This is a genomic window from Actinospica sp. (assembly GCF_035552695.1).
Taxonomy (GTDB): Bacteria; Actinomycetota; Actinomycetes; order Streptomycetales; family Catenulisporaceae; genus Actinospica.
This window is the reverse complement of sequence record NZ_DASZKT010000257.1, coordinates 1-17,146: the sequence shown is the minus strand read 5'-3', so window position 1 is coordinate 17,146 and position 17,146 is coordinate 1. Positions and strand designations below refer to the sequence as shown.

The 17,146-nt window shown below is 70.4% G+C and carries 16 protein-coding genes; 7 read left to right on the top strand and 9 right to left on the bottom strand.

The annotated features are described in order from the left end of the window. Nucleotide 1: 1 nt before the first annotated feature. The gene (locus tag VG296_RS28730) at nt 2-787 is read right to left on the bottom strand and encodes a SigB/SigF/SigG family RNA polymerase sigma factor (protein ID WP_325571419.1); all 786 of its coding nucleotides are present in this window, start codon (nt 785-787) and stop codon (nt 2-4) included. Continuing rightward, nucleotides 784-1,320 carry a hypothetical protein gene (locus VG296_RS28725; protein WP_325571417.1) on the bottom strand — a complete coding sequence of 179 codons (537 nt, stop codon included), beginning with the start codon at nt 1,318-1,320 and terminating at the stop codon, nt 784-786. The genes VG296_RS28730 and VG296_RS28725 overlap by 4 nt, the downstream gene beginning before the upstream one ends. A 142-nt stretch (nt 1,321-1,462) precedes the next feature. Here VG296_RS28725 and VG296_RS28720 point away from each other — a divergent pair, with 142 nt between their 5' ends. Further along, on the top strand, nt 1,463-1,972 hold the full coding sequence (locus VG296_RS28720; RefSeq protein ID WP_349259734.1) for a patatin-like phospholipase family protein: 510 nt from the start codon (nt 1,463-1,465) through the stop codon (nt 1,970-1,972). A gap of 28 nt (nt 1,973-2,000) precedes the next feature. Here the strand turns inward: VG296_RS28720 and VG296_RS28715 are convergent, their stop codons facing one another. The 4 genes from VG296_RS28715 to VG296_RS28700 form a co-directional block, all read right to left on the bottom strand. Continuing rightward, nucleotides 2,001-3,674: an FAD-binding dehydrogenase gene (locus VG296_RS28715; protein WP_325571413.1), complete on the bottom strand. Its 1,674-nt coding sequence runs from the start codon at nt 3,672-3,674 to the stop codon at nt 2,001-2,003. Nucleotides 3,675-3,742: 68 nt separating this feature from the next. Further along, on the bottom strand, nt 3,743-4,684 hold the full coding sequence (locus VG296_RS28710) for a sensor histidine kinase (protein WP_325571411.1): 942 nt from the start codon (nt 4,682-4,684) through the stop codon (nt 3,743-3,745). Nucleotides 4,685-4,845: 161 nt separating this feature from the next. Beyond that, complete coding sequence (locus VG296_RS28705; protein ID WP_325571409.1) at nt 4,846-7,248, bottom strand: glycoside hydrolase family 65 protein; 2,403 nt, start codon at nt 7,246-7,248, stop codon at nt 4,846-4,848. Then, complete coding sequence (locus tag VG296_RS28700) at nt 7,245-8,045, bottom strand: beta-phosphoglucomutase family hydrolase (RefSeq protein WP_325571407.1); 801 nt, start codon at nt 8,043-8,045, stop codon at nt 7,245-7,247. The genes VG296_RS28705 and VG296_RS28700 overlap by 4 nt, the downstream gene beginning before the upstream one ends. A gap of 169 nt (nt 8,046-8,214) precedes the next feature. On the opposite strand from VG296_RS28700, the gene VG296_RS28695 reads away from it, so the two are divergent. The 4 genes from VG296_RS28695 (at nt 8,215) to VG296_RS28680 (ending at nt 11,989) form a co-directional block, all read left to right on the top strand. Continuing rightward, entirely contained in the window at nt 8,215-8,586 is a 372-nt protein-coding gene (locus VG296_RS28695) for an STAS domain-containing protein (RefSeq protein WP_325571405.1), read from the top strand. 99 nt (nt 8,587-8,685) lie between these two features. Next, a complete protein-coding gene (locus VG296_RS28690; RefSeq protein ID WP_325571403.1) occupies nt 8,686-9,903 on the top strand; it encodes a fused response regulator/phosphatase in 1,218 nt (405 codons plus the stop codon). 8 nt (nt 9,904-9,911) lie between these two features. Beyond that, nucleotides 9,912-11,540, top strand: coding sequence for a sensor histidine kinase (locus VG296_RS28685; protein WP_325571399.1), 1,629 nt, complete (start codon nt 9,912-9,914; stop codon nt 11,538-11,540). A gap of 14 nt (nt 11,541-11,554) precedes the next feature. Next, nucleotides 11,555-11,989 carry a response regulator gene (locus VG296_RS28680; protein WP_325571397.1) on the top strand — a complete coding sequence of 145 codons (435 nt, stop codon included), beginning with the start codon at nt 11,555-11,557 and terminating at the stop codon, nt 11,987-11,989. Between the two features lie 8 nt (nt 11,990-11,997). Here VG296_RS28680 and bla read toward each other — a convergent pair whose 3' ends face one another. Then, complete coding sequence (gene bla, locus VG296_RS28675) at nt 11,998-12,942, bottom strand: class A beta-lactamase (RefSeq protein ID WP_325571395.1); 945 nt, start codon at nt 12,940-12,942, stop codon at nt 11,998-12,000. 82 nt (nt 12,943-13,024) lie between these two features. On the opposite strand from bla, the gene VG296_RS28670 reads away from it, so the two are divergent. Then, a complete protein-coding gene (locus VG296_RS28670; protein WP_325571393.1) occupies nt 13,025-13,936 on the top strand; it encodes a LysR family transcriptional regulator in 912 nt (303 codons plus the stop codon). Continuing rightward, on the top strand, nt 13,929-14,816 hold the full coding sequence (locus VG296_RS28665; RefSeq protein ID WP_325571391.1) for a serine hydrolase: 888 nt from the start codon (nt 13,929-13,931) through the stop codon (nt 14,814-14,816). The genes VG296_RS28670 and VG296_RS28665 overlap by 8 nt, the downstream gene beginning before the upstream one ends. Before the next feature lie 9 nt (nt 14,817-14,825). Here the strand turns inward: VG296_RS28665 and VG296_RS28660 are convergent, their stop codons facing one another. Both VG296_RS28660 and VG296_RS28655 read right to left on the bottom strand, forming a co-directional pair. Continuing rightward, nucleotides 14,826-16,547, bottom strand: a complete 1,722-nt coding sequence (locus tag VG296_RS28660) for a DUF2264 domain-containing protein (RefSeq protein ID WP_325571389.1) — start codon at nt 16,545-16,547, stop codon at nt 14,826-14,828. 2 nt (nt 16,548-16,549) lie between these two features. Then, nucleotides 16,550-17,143, bottom strand: coding sequence for a hypothetical protein (locus VG296_RS28655; protein WP_325571446.1), 594 nt, complete (start codon nt 17,141-17,143; stop codon nt 16,550-16,552). Nucleotides 17,144-17,146 lie beyond the last annotated feature (3 nt).

Here is a 17,146-nt window from a genome sequence, read left to right as displayed (position 1 = left end):
CTTATCGGTGCGGCTCGTCGAACCCGACGCGCAGGTCGCCGAGGATCCGCGTCAGCAGCCGGGAGACCTGCATCTGCGAGACGCCGAGTTCGGTTCCGATCTCCGACTGCGTCATGCCGCGGAAGTAGCGCATCAGCAGGATGCGCTTGTCGCGTTCGCCGAGCCCCGCGACCAGTCCCTTGAGCACCTGACGGTCTATCATCAGATCGAACGCCGGATCCTGGTCGCCGAGCATCTCGCCCAGCAGCGCGCCGTCCGACTCCTCGCCGATCGGGTGGTCCAGCGACGCGGTGGTGTAGGCCTCGGAGGCGTCGAGCGCCTCGACGATCTCCTCCTCGCTCGCGTCCAGCCGTTCGGCGAGTTCGAGGACGGTCGGCTCGCGGCCGAGTTCCGAGACCATCTCCTCGATCGCCTTGCGCAGCGCCCCGGACAACTCCTGCAGGCGGCGCGGGACGTGCACCGACCACGTCGAGTCGCGGAAGTAGCGCTTGATCTCGCCGACGATCATCGGCGTCGCGTAGCCGAGGAAACCGATGCCGTATGAGGGGTCGAAGTTGTCGACGGCCTTGATCAGACCGAGGTAGGCGACCTGTTCGAAGTCCTCCTCGGACCCGCCGCCGCGCACGTAACGGTGCGCCAGGTGCCGCGCGTACGGCATGTGGTCCTCGACGATCTCGGCGCGCAGCCGGACGCGGTCCGGGTCGTCGGGGGCGAGCGTGGACAGGTGTCGCAGTACCTTCATCGTCTCGGCACGCTGCTGCTCGCGTGCCATGGTGTCCGTGTTCATCGACCAACGCCGGCGGCGGGCGAGAGCGGCTCCGTCATGGTCAGCGTGCCGATTCCGTCCCTGACCTCCCAGCTGGGGCGGCCGACGAGCGCGCACAGCATGAGCCAGCCGAGGTCGTCGGCGTCCGGGCGGCGTTCCGGCGCGGGCCCGCTGACCGAGATCCGCAGGTCCTGCGCGAGGCGGTCGAAGCGCAGCGTGAGCATCGCGCCGAGCTCCGTTCCGGTGTCGCTCAACCGCGTCGAGCGAGCGGATGCGCCCAGTCCGCTCAGGAACAGCGAGCACGCCTCGTCCACCGCGAGCCGGATGTCCGTCACCCGCCCGATCGGCAGCCCGGCGAGCCCGGCCACGTGCATCGCCGTCATCCGGGCCAGCGCCAGATGGTCCTTGTCGGCGGCGAAACTGAGCAGCGCGAGCCGCCGCGCCCGGCTTTCGACGGGCGGCTGCGCGGGAGCGTGCCCGTTCGGCTGCCCGGCGGCGTCATGCCCCTGGTCGGGCATGCCGAGCCCCTGTTCGTCCAGCGAGGTCCCACTCATCGATCCGCTTCACTTCCGGTTACCGGGCCTTCATCGCGCGCACGCCCTGGTAACCGGAGCGGCCGAGGCTAAACGTCCGTGCGGCCCCCGACCCGTTACGATGGCCGTGACCGTAGCGACGAGCGGCCGGGAGAACGACCGGATGTCTCAGCAGCAGTCTCAGTCCGAAGCCGTGCAAACCGCCTTCGTACTCGGCGGCGGGGGTGCCTGGGGCGCCTACGAGGTCGGCATGCTCCGCGCGCTGCTCGAGGCGGGCATCGAACCCGACATCGTGATCGGCACGTCGGTGGGCGCCATCAACGGCTCCGCGTTCGCCGCCGACCCCGGCCTCGACTGCGTGGAACGCCTCGAGAAGGCGCTGACCGCCCCCAAGCAGCCGTGGGAAGTGGCCTCGGTCGTCTTCGAGATCGCCCGCCGCCACCGCCTGTCCCGCGCCTTCGCCGACCTCCCTATCGGCGTCGACGCCCACCTCATGCCCACCGGCAACACACCCGACGACGCCGACGAGGGCATCGGCCGCTACCTTCGCTACCGCGACTACAGCCAGGCCCACGACCGCATCCAGCGGGCCTACCAGGCCAGCGCCGCCTTCCTCGCCTCCCTGCACACCGACGGCACCGCCGACGACGAGGCCCTGGTCGAGTCGAGCTGATCCTCGCGCGCGGTCGGACGTCGGGCGGTCAGGCAGTCGCGGAGGCGGCGGCGCGGCCGGCGGCGCGGCCGGAGAACAGGCAGTTGCCGAGGAAGGTGCCCTCGAGGGAGTTGTAGCCGTGAACTCCGCCGCCGCCGAAGCCGGCGACCTCGCCGGCGGCGTACAGGCCCGGGATGGGGGCGCCGTCGGCGGTGAGGGCGCGCGAGTCGAGGTCGGTCTGGATGCCGCCGAGGGTCTTCCTGGTGAGGATGTGCAGCTTGACGGCGATCAGGGGACCGGCCTGCGGATCGAGCAGCCGGTGCGGGGAGGCGACGCGGCCGAGGCGGTCGCCGATGTAGCGGCGCGCGTTGCGGATGCCCTGGATCTGGGCGTCCTTGCTGTAGGGATTCGCCATCTGGAGGTCGCGGGCCTCGATCTGACGGCGCAGCAGGTCGGGGTCGAGCAGCGGCTTGTCGGTCAGGGCGTTCATCTTCTTGACGAGTTCGCCGAGGTCCCGGCTGACCACGAAGTCGGCGCCGCGCCTGAGGAACGCGTCAACGGGGGCCGGCGCTCCCTTGCCGAGGACGCGTTCGCGGAGGAAGGACTTGCGGTCCTTGGCCGTGATATCCGGGTTCTGCTCCGAGCCGGAGAGCGCGAACTCCTTCTCGACGATCTTCTGGGTCAGGATGAACCAGGAGTGGTCGTATTCGGCGATCTCGGGGGTGGCCCGTAGATGGCGCAGGGTGCCGAGGGTGTCGTAGCCGGGCAGGTACGGGGACGGCAGGCGCCGGCCGAGCGCGTCGAACCACATGGAGGACGGGCCCGGCAGGATTCTGATGCCGTGGCCGGGCCAGATCGGGTTCCAGTTCTGCAGGCCCTCGGTGTAGTGCCACATCCGGTCGCTGTTGACCAGTCGTGCGCCGGAGCGTTCGGCGATCTCGAGCATCCGGCCGTCGACGTAGGCGGGGACGCCGGTGATCATCGAGGTCGGGGGCGTGCCGAGGCGTTCGGGCCAGTGGCGGCGGACGAGGTCGTGGTTGGCGCCGATGCCGCCGGTCGTGAGGATCACGGCCTGCGCGGTGAGCTCGAAGTCCGCGATCTCGTCGCGGTTGGACTTCACGCCGCGGGCCGACTCGTCCTCGGCGAGGATCTTGCCGCGGACGCCGGTGGCGGCGCCGTCGGTGATGACGATGTCGTCCACGCGGTGGCGGTGGTGGAAGGTGAGCAGGCCGCCGGCCGCCGCCTGGCGCGCGTACCTGACGAAGGGTTCGACGACGCCGGTGCCGGTGCCCCAGGTGATGTGGAACCGCGGCACGGAGTTGCCGTGGCCGTCCGCGCGCAGGTCGCCGCGCTCGGCCCAGCCGACCGTGGGCAGGAAGCTCAGGCCGTGGCCGAGCAGCCAGGAGCGCTTCTCCCCCGCGGCGAACTCGACGTACGCGCGGGCCCAGCGCTTCGCCCAGGAATCCTCGTCCTGCTCGCGGTCGAACTGGGCGCTGCCGAGCCAGTCGCTCCAGGCGAGTTCGAGGGAGTCGTGCACGCCCATCCTGCGCTGTTCCGGGGAGTCGACGAAGAAGAGGCCGCCGAAGGACCAGAACGCCTGGCCGCCGAGGTTGGCGGCGTTCTCCTGGTCCACCAGCGCGACCCTCCGGCCGCGCGAGGTGAGCTCGTGGGCCGCGGTCAGACCGGCCAGTCCTGCTCCCACGATGATGACGTCGGCGTCCACGGGGCTCGCTCCTCCTCGGCGCTAAGCAATCGCTCAGCGCATCGTACGGCACCGGAACCCCTCGCGTCTCAGTCCTCCGCGACGGCCGCCAGATGCGCGCGGACCGAGGTGCCGTAGGCCTCGGCGGAACGGATGAGCAGCAGATCGCAGAGCCGGTTGGCGGTCCACAGGCCGGCGCCGCCGACGTGGTGCGCGAAGTCCGGCCGGCGGCGTCCCACGAGCGGGTCGGTGATCACACCTTCGTCATGCACTTCGCAGATCGCGTACGAGCTCTGCCGCCACAGGCGCAGCGTTCCTCCGCCGCCGCCGTGGCGCACGCTGTTCGTCGCGAGTTCGTCGGCGACGAGCACGAAGTCGGACACGCGGTGCCCGGCCAGGCCCAGGTCGGCCGCGTGCTCGCGGACGGCGGCGCGCAGCTCGGACAGATTGCCGAGATCGAATCGGAGCTCGATGATCGGCGGGCCGAGGTCGGGCAGCGGGTCGACGAGCACGTTGCCCGCGGCCATCCCGGCGTGCGCGCGGTGCGCGGCGGCTATCACGTCGACGGGCAGCGCCTCGAGGTCGTACGGGCACAGCAACGACCAGTCGGGCCCGCCGGTGAAGGCCGTGGCCAGCAACTGCTCGTGCTTCTGGCATTCCCGGATCTCGGCCCTGGAGCGACCCGGCCACAGCGGTTCGCTCACGCCGCGGAACCGGCGGCCCCGCGGCAGGTTGCGGTGCACCCAGTCCTGCCAGGCGGGGATGATCCGTGCGGGATTGCGGCCGATGCGCTCCATGTCGAGGAACTGCACGGCGTCGGCGTCCGAGCCGAGTTCCTCGCGCAACAGCTTGGCGCGCGATTCGACGACGGCGACGAGCACGGGCTCAGCGGCCACGAGCGCGTCGCGGACGTATCGCGCCGTGCGCCGGGCGAACTGCTCGACGCCCGCGTAGAACAGCGCCTCATGCCGGAATCGAGTGCTGTCCAGTACTCCCGGGCTTTGCGTTCCGCGGGACTCCGTGAGACTCATCAACGGTTACTCCACCTTGGCACACGCACACCGGCGCTTCATGTGGACGCGCCGGGCGCCGGCCGCGGTTCCCTCATTCCGCGGCCGGTCCTCCGAGTGACCGTTTCGCGCGAGCGCAAACGCACCATCTCGCAACGGATTCGATCACATCGCGGCCACGATCACGTAGTGGCACGTACGACATCATGCGCCCGACGCAACGGCGCACGTCCCGCGGGTTGGCTCGGCCCCGGACGCTCCTTCGGCGGTGTGAGCGGCCGGGTCACCGGTGTGCCGGGTTCGAGCCGCAGCAGCGTGTCACCGTGACGCACCTCGTACGGCTCCTTCCCGGAATACAGGTACTCGACGTCGTCCGGCCGTACATCGACGCGCAGGTGCCCGTCGCCGAGTACGAGGCCGAAGCACAGCCGGGTCCAGCCCTTCGGCAGCTGCGGCGCGAAGGAGAGCCCGTCGTCCGTGTGCCGTAGCCCCCCGAATCCGTCGACGAGCGCGATCCAGGCCCCGGCCAGCGAGGCGAGATGTAGGCCGTCCGAGGTATTGCGTTCGAGGTCGTCGATGTCCATGAGCGCGGCCTCGGCCAGGTAGTCGTAGGCCAACTGGGTGCATCCGACCTCGGCGGCGACCACAGCCTGGCTACACGCGGAAAGCGACGAGTCCCGGACGGTGAGCGGCTCGTAGTAGTCGAAGTCGCGCTGCTTCTGCTCGAGCGTGAACGCGTCCGAGCGCATGTGCAGCGCGAGGACGAGGTCGGCCTGCTTGACGACCTGCTTCCGGTAGAGCTGGAAGTACGGATAGCGCAGCAGCAGCGGGTAGTGCTCGGGCGGCGTGTTCTCGAAGTCCCACAGTTCGTGGTCCGTGAAGCCGTCCGACTGGGGGTGCACGTCGCGCATCTCGTCGTACGGGATGAACATCGCATTGGCCGACTTCCGCCAGGCGGCGGACTCCGCGGCGCTCGCGCCCAGTGTGGCGGCGTGCCCCGGGTGGTGGTCGACGACATCGGCGGCGCGGAGCAGGTTCTGCTGCGCCATCAGATTCGTGTAGATGTTGTTGTCCACGATCGCGCTGTACTCGTCCGGACCGGTGACGCCGGCGATCCGGAAAGCCCCGGCTTCATCCATATGGCCGAGCGACTGCCACAGCCTCGCCGTCTCGACCAGCAGTTCCATGCCTTCTTTGTGTGCGAACTCGACGTCGCCGGTGACCCGCAGGTAGCGGATCACGGCGTCGGCGATGTCCGCGTCGATGTGGAACGCGGCCGTGCCCGCGGGCCAGTACGCCGAGCACTCCTGCCCGGTGATGGTCCGCCAGGGGAACGCGCAGCCCTTCAGACCGAGCTGCGCCGCGCGTTCGCGGGCCGTGGGCAGCGTCGAGTGCCGCCAGCGCAGGGCGTGCGCCACGGACGGCGCGTCGACGTATGTCAGGACGTGCAGAACGAACGATTCGGTGTCCCAGAAGGCATGGCCGTCATAGCCGCTGCCGGTCAGGCCCTTGGCCGGGATCGCGCGCTGCTCGGCCCGCCGCGCGGACTGCAGGAGCTGGAAGAGCGCGAAGCGGACGGCCTGCTGGATGTCGGCGTCGCCCTCGATCTCGACGTCGGAGCGCTCCCAGAACTCGGCGAGGCAGTCGCGCTGCTCGGCGCACAGCGTGTCCCAGCCCATTCCGAGCATCGCGACGGCGAGCGCTCCGTCCACCTGGTCGCGCATCGCGGGCAGCGAACGGGTCGCGGACCAGCCGTACGCGACGAACTTGGTCAGCCGCACGGTCTGCCCGGGCTGGACCACGCCGCCGACCGTGTACCGGCCGAGATCGGCCTCGGCCTCGATGTGCACGCCGAGCGCGTCGGGGTCGGAGTGCTCCCCGTCGTTCTTGGTGACGAGTTCGATGGTGTGGTCCATCGCCGCCGCGACGCGCAGACCGCTGTGTCGCACCGTGTGGACGAGCGTGATGCGCGTGTCGCCGATGCTGTGAATGTCGTTCACCAGCGGGTCCTGCAGCATGGCGGCCGCGCGCGGGTCGTCGTGCCGATGCGGCAGTTCCTCGTTGGCCACGAGCTCGGACTGCAGCACGATGCGCGCGGGCCCGTCGAGCGGCTCGACCTCGTAGCGCACGGCCGCGATCGCCCGCTGCGTGAGGGAGACGAGTCGCGTCGAGCGGATGCGCACGGTCCGGCCGGTCGGCGAGGTCCACACGACGTCGCGGCGCAGCACTCCGGACTTCAGGTCGAGGCAACGCTCGTGCGAGACGAGGGTGCCGTAGCGGACGTCGAATGGCTCGTCGTCCACCATCAGTCTGATGATCTTGCCGTTGGTGACGTTGATCACCGTCTGCCCGGACTCCGGGTAGCCGTAGCCCGCCTCGGCGTACGGCAGCGGATGCAGCTCGTGCACGCCGTTGAGGTAGGTGCCCGGCAGGCCGTGCGGTTCGCCCTCGTCGAGCGTCCCGCGCCAGCCGATGTGGCCGTTGGACAGCGCGAAGAGCGACTCGGTGTGCGGCAGCAGTTCGAGTTCGAGCCGCTGCTCCGGCAGGTTCCACGCGTCGTTACCGAAGCAACTGTGGCCGATCAACGCTTCTCCTCCGCGTTCGCGGCGCCGAGCAGTTCGCTCAGATCCTTGACGACCACTGTCGCACCGTGCTGCTTCAGGTGCTCGGCGTGGTCCCCGCCGACGCGGTCGACCCCGACGACGGTGCCGAACGCGCCGGCGTGGCCCGCCTCGACGCCGGAGAGCGCGTCCTCGAACACCGCCGCGTACGCGGGCTCGATGCCGAGGGCCTTGGCGCCGGCGAGATAACTGTCGGGAGCCGGCTTGCCGCGCAGATGCTGGGCGGAGACGTCGTGCCCGTCCACGGTCGCGTCGAAGAGGTCGGTGATCCCGGCTACGCGCAGGATGTCCTTGCAGTTGGTGCTGGAGGTCACCACCGCGCAGCCGAGCCCGGCCGCGCGCGCGGCGTGCACGTACCGCACCGAGCCCTCGTAGACCTGCGGGCCGTGCTCCTCGAGCAGCGACATGAACGCCCACTGCTTCGCCTCGCCGATGCCGTACACGGATTCGGTTCCCGGCGCGTCCTCCGGCCCGCCGTCCGGGATCTTGATGTCGCGTGAGGCCAGGAACGAGCGGATGCCGTCCTCGCGGGTCCTGCCGTCCACGTAGTTCTCGTAGTCGGCGCCCTGGTCGAAGGGCTGGTCCGTGCGGCCGGTGCGCTTGTCGTAGGCGTTCAGGAAGGTGTCGAACGTCTTCTTCCAGGCCTGGGCGTGGATCTTGGCGGTCGCCGTCAGCACGCCGTCCAGGTCGAACAGGCAGCCGCGCGCGCCTGGCGCCAGGCCGAGGCCCGCCGACACGTCGGATCCGTCGTCGTCTCCCATGGGTACGCCTCCTAGGACTTCGCCGGCTCTCATTGTCAATCGGTAACCAGCAAACCCCCACCCAAACCCGTGGGCAATGGTGAGAGGTAGATCACAATACGCATGGATTCGGCAGAAGCGGTTACCCGGCAGTACCGCCCGGCTGCCCACGAAAGGACCCACGTTGACCATGACCGAGCCCTTCGCGACCGCCTCCATCCAGGTACTGCCCGAGGCCGCCCCGCGGCCCGGAGCGCCGCTCGTCCTCACCGTCGAGGGGGAACTCGAGGAGACGACCGCGGCACCGTTCAGCGCGGCGCTGACCGAGGCCGTCGGCGGGCACGACGGGCCCGACGTGCTGCTCGACCTCGGCCGCCTCTACCGGCTCGACCCGGTCGGCCTGGACGCGATCGCCGCGGCCGCCGCCAGGCTGGCCGGGCACGGGCGGCGGCTGGTGCTGGCCGGGGTGCGGCCCCGGGTGCGCGAGTTCCTCTCCCTCGCCGGCGCCGAGGCCCTGGTGCCGGTGTTCCCCACCCTCGAGCAGGCGGGCCTGCATATGTAAGCGCAGGTCGGAGGGCCTCGGTGTGCTTTCTCGCGGCCTGCTGCGGTACGGTGCAGCAGGGTTGACGAAGACCGAGCACCCGAGGAGAGGCTTAGCGAAGTGCACGAAAGCGTGCGGCCGGGAGGCCAACTGCCTCGGGCGAGGGCCGCCGCCGAGGACACCTTGCGAATCCTGTTGGCCGAGGACGATCCGGCCGACGCCCTGCTGACCGCCGAGCTGATCGCGGACAGCGGCCTGGCGGCCGCCGTGACGCATGTCGCGAACGCCCGCGACGCCGCCGACCTGCTGCGCGCGGGCGGCGTGGACTGCCTGGTGCTCGACCTGCACCTGCCCGACCTCAACGGCATCGGCGAGCTCGGCGACTGGCTGCCGACGCTGCCGTCCACCGCCGTCGTCGTGATGACCGGCCTGGACGACCGGGCCGCCGGTCTCGCCGCGGTACGCGCCGGGGCGCAGGACTACCTGGTCAAGGGCCAGGTCGAGGCCGAATGGCTGGCCCGGACCGTGCGGTACGCGGTGCAGCGCAAGCGGGCCGAGCGGTCCGCCTCCGACCTGCGGGCCGCGCAGTGGCGGGCCGCGGAGAACGTGCGCCTCGAGCGCGGCCTGCTGCCCAAGCCGCTGCTGCACAAGGCCCCGGTCACGGTCAACTCGCGCTATCTGCCGCACCGCTCGGGCGCGCTGCTCGGCGGCGACTTCTACGACGTCGTGGAGACGGCCGACGGCGCCGTGCACGCGATGATCGGCGACGTGTCCGGCCACGGCCCGGACGAGGCGGCCCTGGGCGCCGCGCTGCGGGTTGCCTGGCGCACGCTGGTCCTGGTCGGCCGGACCGGCCCCGAGCTGCTCGACAGCCTGGAGCAGCTGCTGATGGCCGAACGGCGCAACGACGAGATCTTCACGACCATCGCCACGCTCAGCTGGCTGCCCGGCGAGCCGCACGCGCGGCTGATCCGGGCCGGGCACCCCGGCGTGCTGCTACGGAACCAGGGCTCGGTGAAGCTGCACGAGTCCGCGCACGGCCCGGCGCTCGGCATCGTCCCCGGCCTGTCCGACTGGCCGGTGGTGCACCTGCCGATGGAGCCGGGCAGCGAGCTGCTGTTCTACACCGACGGCCTGTACGAGAACCGGGACGAGCACGGCGAGCTCTGGGGCATCGACCGCATGGTGCAAAGCGCCAACGAGCTCCCGCACCTGGCGGACCATCAGTTCATCGACGCGCTGATCGGCGCGACCCGGGACCGCACCGGCCGCGGCGACTGCGACGACGTGGCCGTGCTGCACCTCAGGCTTGGAGGGCTGGGCGGTGCGAGCGCGTGAAGGGCGGTATGAGCGGTATGAGGGTCGGGGTCAGCTCGGGCCGGTTCGGCGTCCGCGGCTGGTTCTACTCGGTGATCGCGACGATGGTCGTGCTGGTCATCGGGTTCAGCGTGGTCGGTGTGATCGTCTTCGCCCGTGCTTCGCAGGCCTCGAATAACCTGATCTCCAGCCTCGGCCCGGCGCGCACCGCGCTGGTGGACATGCAGAGCACGCTGGTGGACCAGGAGAACGCGATCCGCGGCTACCTGCTGACGCACGACTCGGACTTCCTGCGGCCGTACTACACCGGCGAGCAGACCCTGCAGCGGGACGTGGCCGACGCGGAGAGCCAGCTGACCGGCCACGCGAAGGCCCTCGGCGAGCTCGAAGCGCTCGAGCAGGAGATCAGCGGCTGGAAGGACGAGTACGCGGTGCCGTTCATCACGGCCGCGCAGCAGGGCGAGAGCGTCGACCTGACCCGGCTCGACGCGAGCGAGAACGCCTTCGTCCAGCTCCGCGGCCGCTTCGTCTCGGTCGAGAACGAGCTGGACGGCGAGCGCGGCCAGGCGCTGCAGAAGCTCTCGCACATCAACGCCGAGCGCAACTGGACCTTCGTCGGCATGCTCGCGGTGTTCCTGCTCACGGTGTGCTTCATCGTGCTGCTGGTGCAGATCATGGTGCTCAAACCGCTGCGAAGCCTGCGGCAGCAGGCGCGGCGGGTCACCGAGGGCGCGTTCGACACCCCGCTCACGCCGAGCGGCCCGCAGGACATCAGGGCACTGAGCTCTGGCCTGGACGCGATGCGCGCGAAGCTCGTCGAGTCGCTCGACGATACCGAGCGCCACCGCGCGGAACTGCTGAAGCAGAAGGAGACCCTCGACGCACAGGCCGAGGAGCTTCGCCGCTCGAACGAGGAGCTGGAGCAGTTCGCGTACGTCGCGTCGCACGACCTGCAGGAGCCGCTGCGCAAGGTCGCGTCGTTCTGCCAGCTCATCGAGAAGCGCTACGAGGAGAACCTCGACGAGCGCGGCAAGCAGTACATCCACTACGCCGTGGACGGCGCGAAGCGGATGCAGGTCCTCATCAACGACCTGCTGACGTTCTCCCGCGTCGGACGCGTCAACGACCGGCGGGAGCGGGTCGAGCTGCAGGCCTGCCTGGACAGCGCGCTGGACCGGCTCGAGTACGCGATGGAGGAGTGCCGCGCCAAGATCGTGCAGCGGCCGCTGCCCGCCGTGACCGGCGACCCGACGCTGCTGAGCATGCTGTGGCAGAACCTCGTCGGCAACGCGCTGAAGTTCCGTTCACCCGAACGGCCGCCGGAAGTCTCGGTCAGCTGGGCGCCCGATCCAGACCAGCCCGGCTTCGTCCGGGTCTCGGTGGCGGACAACGGCATAGGCATCCCGCCCGCGTTCGCCGAGAAGGTCTTCGTCATCTTCCAGCGCCTGCACAGCCGCGAGGCCTACTCCGGGACCGGCATCGGCCTCGCACTGTGCAAGAAGATCGTGGAGCACCACGGCGGCCGGATCTGGATCGACCGGGAACGCGCCGTCGGCACCCGCTTCACCTTCACGCTGCCCGCCGCCACGGCCGCGGATGACAATGATCAGTACACCGACGACGCGCGGCCGCGCGCGCTGGAAGGAACCACCTCGTGACCCGGGAGTCCCCTGTGCCCATCAATGTTCTCCTGGTCGAGGACGACCCCGCCGACGAGCTGATCACCCGCGAGGCCTTCGAGCACAACAAGATCGGCAACACGCTGCACGTGGTGCGCGACGGCGAGGAGGCGCTCGACTTCCTCTATCGCCGCGGCGTGCACGCGGACGCCGTGCGCCCCGACCTGGTGCTGCTCGACCTCAACCTGCCGAAGTACGACGGCCGCGAGGTGCTCCAGCAGATCAAGACCGACGACGATCTGGCCGCGATCCCGGTCGTCGTGCTCACGACGTCCTCCGCCGAGGAGGACATCATGCGCAGCTACCGCCTGCACGCCAACGCCTACGTGACCAAGCCGGTCGACCTCGACCAGTTCATGGCCGCGATCCGGCAGATCGACGAGTTCTTCCTCACCGTGGTCAAGCTGCCGAAGGGCGAGAAGGCCTGAATCCGGCCTCAGGCCTGACCGCTGAGCTCTTGGAGGGCCACCTTCGTGGCGTCCGCGATGAGGGCGTCGCCGGAGGTGGCGTTCTTGTTCATGCCGCGGTTGCTGAGGACGGCGAGGACGATGGGGGCGCCGTTGTCGGGCGGCCAGATGACGGCGATGTCGTTGCGGGCTCCGTAGTCGCCGTTGCCGGTCTTGTCGCCGACCTTCCAGCCGGCGGGCACGGCGGCGCGGATGTACGGGCCGCCGGTGGTGTTCGCCTGGAGCCACGCGACGAGCTGGGCGCGGCGGGTCGGCGTGAGCGCGTCGCCGAGGACGTAGCTGCGCAGGTCGGCGACCCAGGCGCGCGGGGTGGTGGTGTCGCGCGTGTCGCCGGGCGTGGCCGAGTTGAGGGCGTCCTCGGTGCGGTCCGCGTTCGTCGTGGAGTCGCCCTCGGCGCGCAGTGCGGCTTGCAGCGCGGAGGGGCCGCCGATCTGCTGCAGCATCAGGTTCGCCGCGGTGTTGTCGCTGTACTCGACCGCCGCCGCCATGAGCGCGCTGAGCGTCATGCCCGAGCTGAGGTGCTGCTCGGTGATCGGCGCGTACGCGAGGATGTCCGCCTTCGTGTACTTGATGACCTGGTTGAGCTGCTGGTCCGTATCGCGCTGGAGCAGCACGCTCGCGGCGAAGGCCTTGAAGGTCGAGCAGTACGCGAAGCGGACGTCGGAGTTGTAGGCGACGGTCCGGCCGGTGCCGGTGTCGATCGCGTAGAGGCCGAGGTTGGCGTGGAACTGGGACTCGAGCGCGGCGAACGCGGCGGTCGTCGTCGGGGACGCGCTCGGGGCCGTGCTGGTGGACGCCGTGGACGTGCTGGTGGACGCGGCGGATCCTGTCGTCGTGCTCGAACAACCGGCGAGGAGGCCCGCGGCGAGAGTGAGCGCGAGCACGGACTTGGTGGACTTGGTGGGACTGAGCATGGATCGAGCTTGCTCCGGCCGGTGCATGCGGTCAAAGACGGAACTGGCGAGTTTCATGCGTGTTCGGCATATGATCACACGCGTGGATCTCGTCAAGGCCTGCCAGGTGTTCGTGCACGTCGGCGAGCACGGAAGTTTCACCAGCGGGGCGGCGGCCGCGCAGGTGCCGCAGCCGGTGGCCAGCCGTCGTGTCGCGGCGCTGGAGGAGCACTTCGGGCAGCCGCTGTTCGACCGCTCGGCGCGGCGAGCCGCCGTGCTCACCGCGTTCGGCCGGGACATGCTCACGCCCGCCAAGCGTCTCGTGCAACTGGCCGAAGCGCTGGAGTATCACGCGGCGGAGGCGCGGCTGCGTCCGTTGACGCTCGCGATGCCGGACATCTGCGACGTGCGCGATCTGGCTGAGCTCGACGCGGCCGCGCGCGAGGCCGGACTCGTGCTGGACATCCGTGCCGCGGGGCCGTCGCAGCGCGCTGAACTGCTGGGGTCGCGCGAGATCCGGGCCGCGCTCGAGGCGGTTCCGGCGGGGGACGCGTCGTGGGTCGTCCCGCTCGGAGTCGCGGCGTCGGCGGCGTCGGCGGTGCGGGCGACGACGGCTGCTCTTCGGCTTTCGTCGCTGCGGCCCTCACGCGCCGAGGAGACGTACCGCCGGATCTGGATCCAGCCGGAGGACGACGTGCCGCACATCCGCGACGTGCTGCGACACGCCGGGCATCGGGCCGCGCTGCTACCCGCGCAGATCAGCGTGGCCACCTCGCTGGTCGCGGCGGCCGGGGCCGTGCTGCGTTCGCGTGATCATCTGCTTTGCTCCGCGCGGCAGGCCGATGATCTAGGGTTGGCGTGGCGGCCGATCGCCGGGGCAACGGTCTCGCGTGGCTACGAGGTCGCCGCCTTGACCGGGGACGACGCCGGTCGGCTGCGGGACGTGCTGGGCTCGGGCATCGGTCGCGCGCTCGGGGCGGTGCGAGAGAACGTGGGGAAGAGCGCAGATGGCTGAGTCCGACTCCCGGCTCGTGGGCGGGCTGCGCAAGCGGCTGGCCGAGGCGGGCCTGTCCGGGTCCTTCCTCGTGCGGGATCTGATCGGCGGCCGGGAGATCGGGATCGACCCCGATGTGATTTATCCGGTCGCGTCGCTGGTCAAGGTGCCGCTGGCCGTCGCCGTCCTGGACCGGATCCATGCCGGGAAGCTGGACGGGGCGATGACGGTCGAGGTGCCGCCGGGCCCACCCACCTCGGGCTTCGAGGCCGGGTTGAGCCAGTTCCGGCACCCTGCGCGGATCGCCGTGGACGACCTGCTCTACCTCGCCGTAGCCATCAGTGACAATCCCGCGGCCGACGCCCTCTTCGACCTCGTACCGCCCGCCGAGGTCACCGGCGTGCTGCGCGGGTACGGGATCGCGGGCATCGCGGTCCGTCACCAGATGCGCGATCCCGTGGCGGCGCCGACCGATATGCGGCTGGCTCAGACCCTTGCGATCGGGGCGCGTGAGGCGGGGCTGGGGCACGGACTGCCGCAGATCGACGTCACGCGCGCGAATACCGGCTCGGCGCGTGCGTATGTCGATCTGCTCGAAGCGCTCTGGACGCCGTCGGCGGTCCTGCGCGAGGTGGCGGGGCGCGTCCGTACCCTGATGCGCGCGAACATCATGCGGCAGCGCCTCGGGCCGGACTTCATCTCCGATGCGTCCGACTGGTCCTCGAAGACCGGCACGCTGCTCAACTTCCGCCACGAGGTCGGCGTCGTCGAACACGAGGACGGCTCCGTTTTCGCCGTCGCCGCTCTCACCGAGTCCTCGGTCCCCGCTGCCTCGCAGCCCGCCGCCGAGGCTCTGATGGGGCATGTCGCGCGCGCCCTGCACGACCACCTGCGTGAGTGAGCCACGGGTTTATGCGTAGCCTGACGTGTCTCCGGTGCTGTTCGCGTAGACGAGCGTGGTCAGTTCGTGCTCACCCGGTTCCAAATCGCCGCGGAGGACGGGCAGCAGGGTGCGCGGCCAGAGTAGATGGCCGTTGGGGTCGGGGCGGAGCACCGCTCCGTGGCGGACGCCGGTCGTGTCGCGTATGCCGCTGGCCTTTCCACCGGATACAGCCAGGGCCGAGCCGGCAGTCACAGTTTCTTCGGGCGCGTCGTCCCCCAGCGGGACGCAGAACGCTCCTTCGACCGTGTGCAGCGCGCGGCGCGTTGTGATCCGATGGCGACGGAGCTGACAGCCGTCGTTGAAGGAGAGGCGCGTCTCGATCTCCACGTCCGGCCATGGGCGCCAGCGCGCGACGAGTTCGTCACCGTCGACCGAGCGCTCCACATCGTCGGTGCGCACCCGCCAGTAGTCGCCTTCCTCGCTCAGTGCGAGCGTCGAGTCGATTCCGGCGCCGGCGAGGCCGGTCAGCCGGGTGGGCACGGAGAAGCCGAAGGCCGTGGAGTACGCGAACTTCCGGTACTTCGCCTCGCTGTGCCGGATTCCGCGCGGGCCGGGCGCGGCGGAGAGGGCGGTGACGTGGCCGGATGTGCCGCGGCTGAGGATGAACCCGGCCTTCGGTTGGATGTGGATGGTGGACGGCTCGGGCGGGAGCGGCTCTTCCGGATGGGTCCAGAACGGGTGCGTCGCGGGGAGGGCCAGCGGCAGGAACGCCTTCAGCGCCCAGTACGGAGAGCCGGCCGCGTTGTACTGCTCGCTCATCAGCAGGCTGGGATAAGCGTAGCCGATCGAGAGGGTGCCGTCGCCATTGAGGACGGGTTGTCCGGACCATGATCGGATCTGCCGCGCCCACGCTCCGCGCAAGACGCCCCAGCCGGGACCCGGCTCATCGGCGAAGGCCATCGCGCCGAAGAACGCGGCCTGCGCGAATCGGTACGTCAGGCTGCGGCCGAACGCGAGGCCCGCGCCGTCCGCCGCGAACCAGCGCAGGTATTCGGGGGCGAAGTCGCGGGCTCGCTGCCGGACGGTGCCCGCGGCCTCCGCGTCGCAGCCCCCGAGCGCGGCGTTCAGCAGGCCGTAGAAGTGGATGGCCCACGGGTTGTAGTGGTCGAACGCTGCGTCACCCGGACCATCGGCGTACCAACCGCCGCCGTGGTGGAATTCGTCGACGCGCCGGAAGGCCGCGGTGGTGATCTCCGCGTCGAAGGGTTCTCCGACGGACTTGAGGCCGAGGTTGACCAGCGTCGCGAACAGCCGCCAGTTGTTGTCCACGGCGCGAGCGCGCGATGCGGCGCGCAGCCAGTCGGCGAACCTGGCCCGCTGCGCCGGGTCGAAGGGCTGCCACAGCTCCTGCGGACACAGCGCGAGAGCGAATCCGAGTGCCGCGGATTCGACGATGCGCTGGTCGAACTCCCCCGGCCAGCCCCAGAACCCGGGATGGTTCGGGTCCGTGCCGACGGCGATCTCCGCCCGGATCGGCTCCCAGCCGCGGTACTCCCCCTGGCCGGCGGCCAGCGGCGCGAGGCCCCAGAGCAGTCGTGAGACCGCCTCCAGGCGTGCGACGCGCGGCGCGTAGTGCGCGGCAGGGTGGTGAGTCATTGTGGATAGTCGTCGTTCCAGCGCGTCAGCCTCGGCGAACGGCTCGCAGAGTTCTAGGAGGGCGCGCTGGAAGTCCTCGCGCGTGTGCGGCACCTTCACCTCCCCAGGTCGGGTACGCTGCGGACGAGCAGCGGGCCGATGTCGCCGTCCGCGTCGAGTTCGAGTACGACGATCTCGTTGCTTCCGGAGTGCAGCAGCGGCCAGGGCAGGTAAAGGCGGCGCTGCGGGCCGCGATCCCAGTAGCGGCCAAGGCAGAACCCGTTGATCCAGACGTAGCCCTTGATCCCGGCGGGCAGTTCGAGGAAGCCGTCGCGCGGCTCGTCCACGTGCAGCGAGCCGCGGTGGAACGCGGGGCCGGGCACGTCGCCTGACTGATCCCAGGGGAGGGATTCGGCGGACAGCGCCGTCAGCGCGAGCGGGTCGATCTGCCATCCGTGCTGGTATTGGGCCCCGTGCCGCACGCTGCCGGTCACGCCCTTACGCTCACCGAGCAGCGGACCGTAGTTCACCCGGCCCATCGCTTCGACGATGAGCATCACCTCAGCGCCGTCTGCGGGGGTGGTCAGGGGGATGTGATCGATGCCATCTCGCTCCAGAACGCCGACCGGAACGCCGTCTACGAACACGTGGGCACGATCGCGGAGGCCTTCCAGCGTGAGCGGCTCGGGCGTCGTGCGCGGTCCGGGCACGTG

Bases quoted from the DNA above. Each gene is read 5' to 3' on its own strand.
- VG296_RS28730 (WP_325571419.1), bottom strand. From the start codon at position 787: ATGAACACGGACACCATGGCACGCGAGCAGCAGCGTGCCGAGACGATG.
- VG296_RS28725 (WP_325571417.1), bottom strand. From the start codon at position 1,320: ATGAGTGGGACCTCGCTGGACGAACAGGGGCTCGGCATGCCCGACCAG.
- VG296_RS28720 (WP_349259734.1), top strand. From the start codon at position 1,463: ATGTCTCAGCAGCAGTCTCAGTCCGAAGCCGTGCAAACCGCCTTCGTA.
- VG296_RS28710 (WP_325571411.1), bottom strand. From the start codon at position 4,684: ATGAGTCTCACGGAGTCCCGCGGAACGCAAAGCCCGGGAGTACTGGAC.
- VG296_RS28700 (WP_325571407.1), bottom strand. From the start codon at position 8,045: ATGGGAGACGACGACGGATCCGACGTGTCGGCGGGCCTCGGCCTGGCG.
- VG296_RS28695 (WP_325571405.1), top strand. From the start codon at position 8,215: ATGACCGAGCCCTTCGCGACCGCCTCCATCCAGGTACTGCCCGAGGCC.
- VG296_RS28685 (WP_325571399.1), top strand. From the start codon at position 9,912: ATGAGCGGTATGAGGGTCGGGGTCAGCTCGGGCCGGTTCGGCGTCCGC.
- bla (WP_325571395.1), bottom strand. From the start codon at position 12,942: ATGCTCAGTCCCACCAAGTCCACCAAGTCCGTGCTCGCGCTCACTCTC.
- VG296_RS28665 (WP_325571391.1), top strand. From the start codon at position 13,929: ATGGCTGAGTCCGACTCCCGGCTCGTGGGCGGGCTGCGCAAGCGGCTG.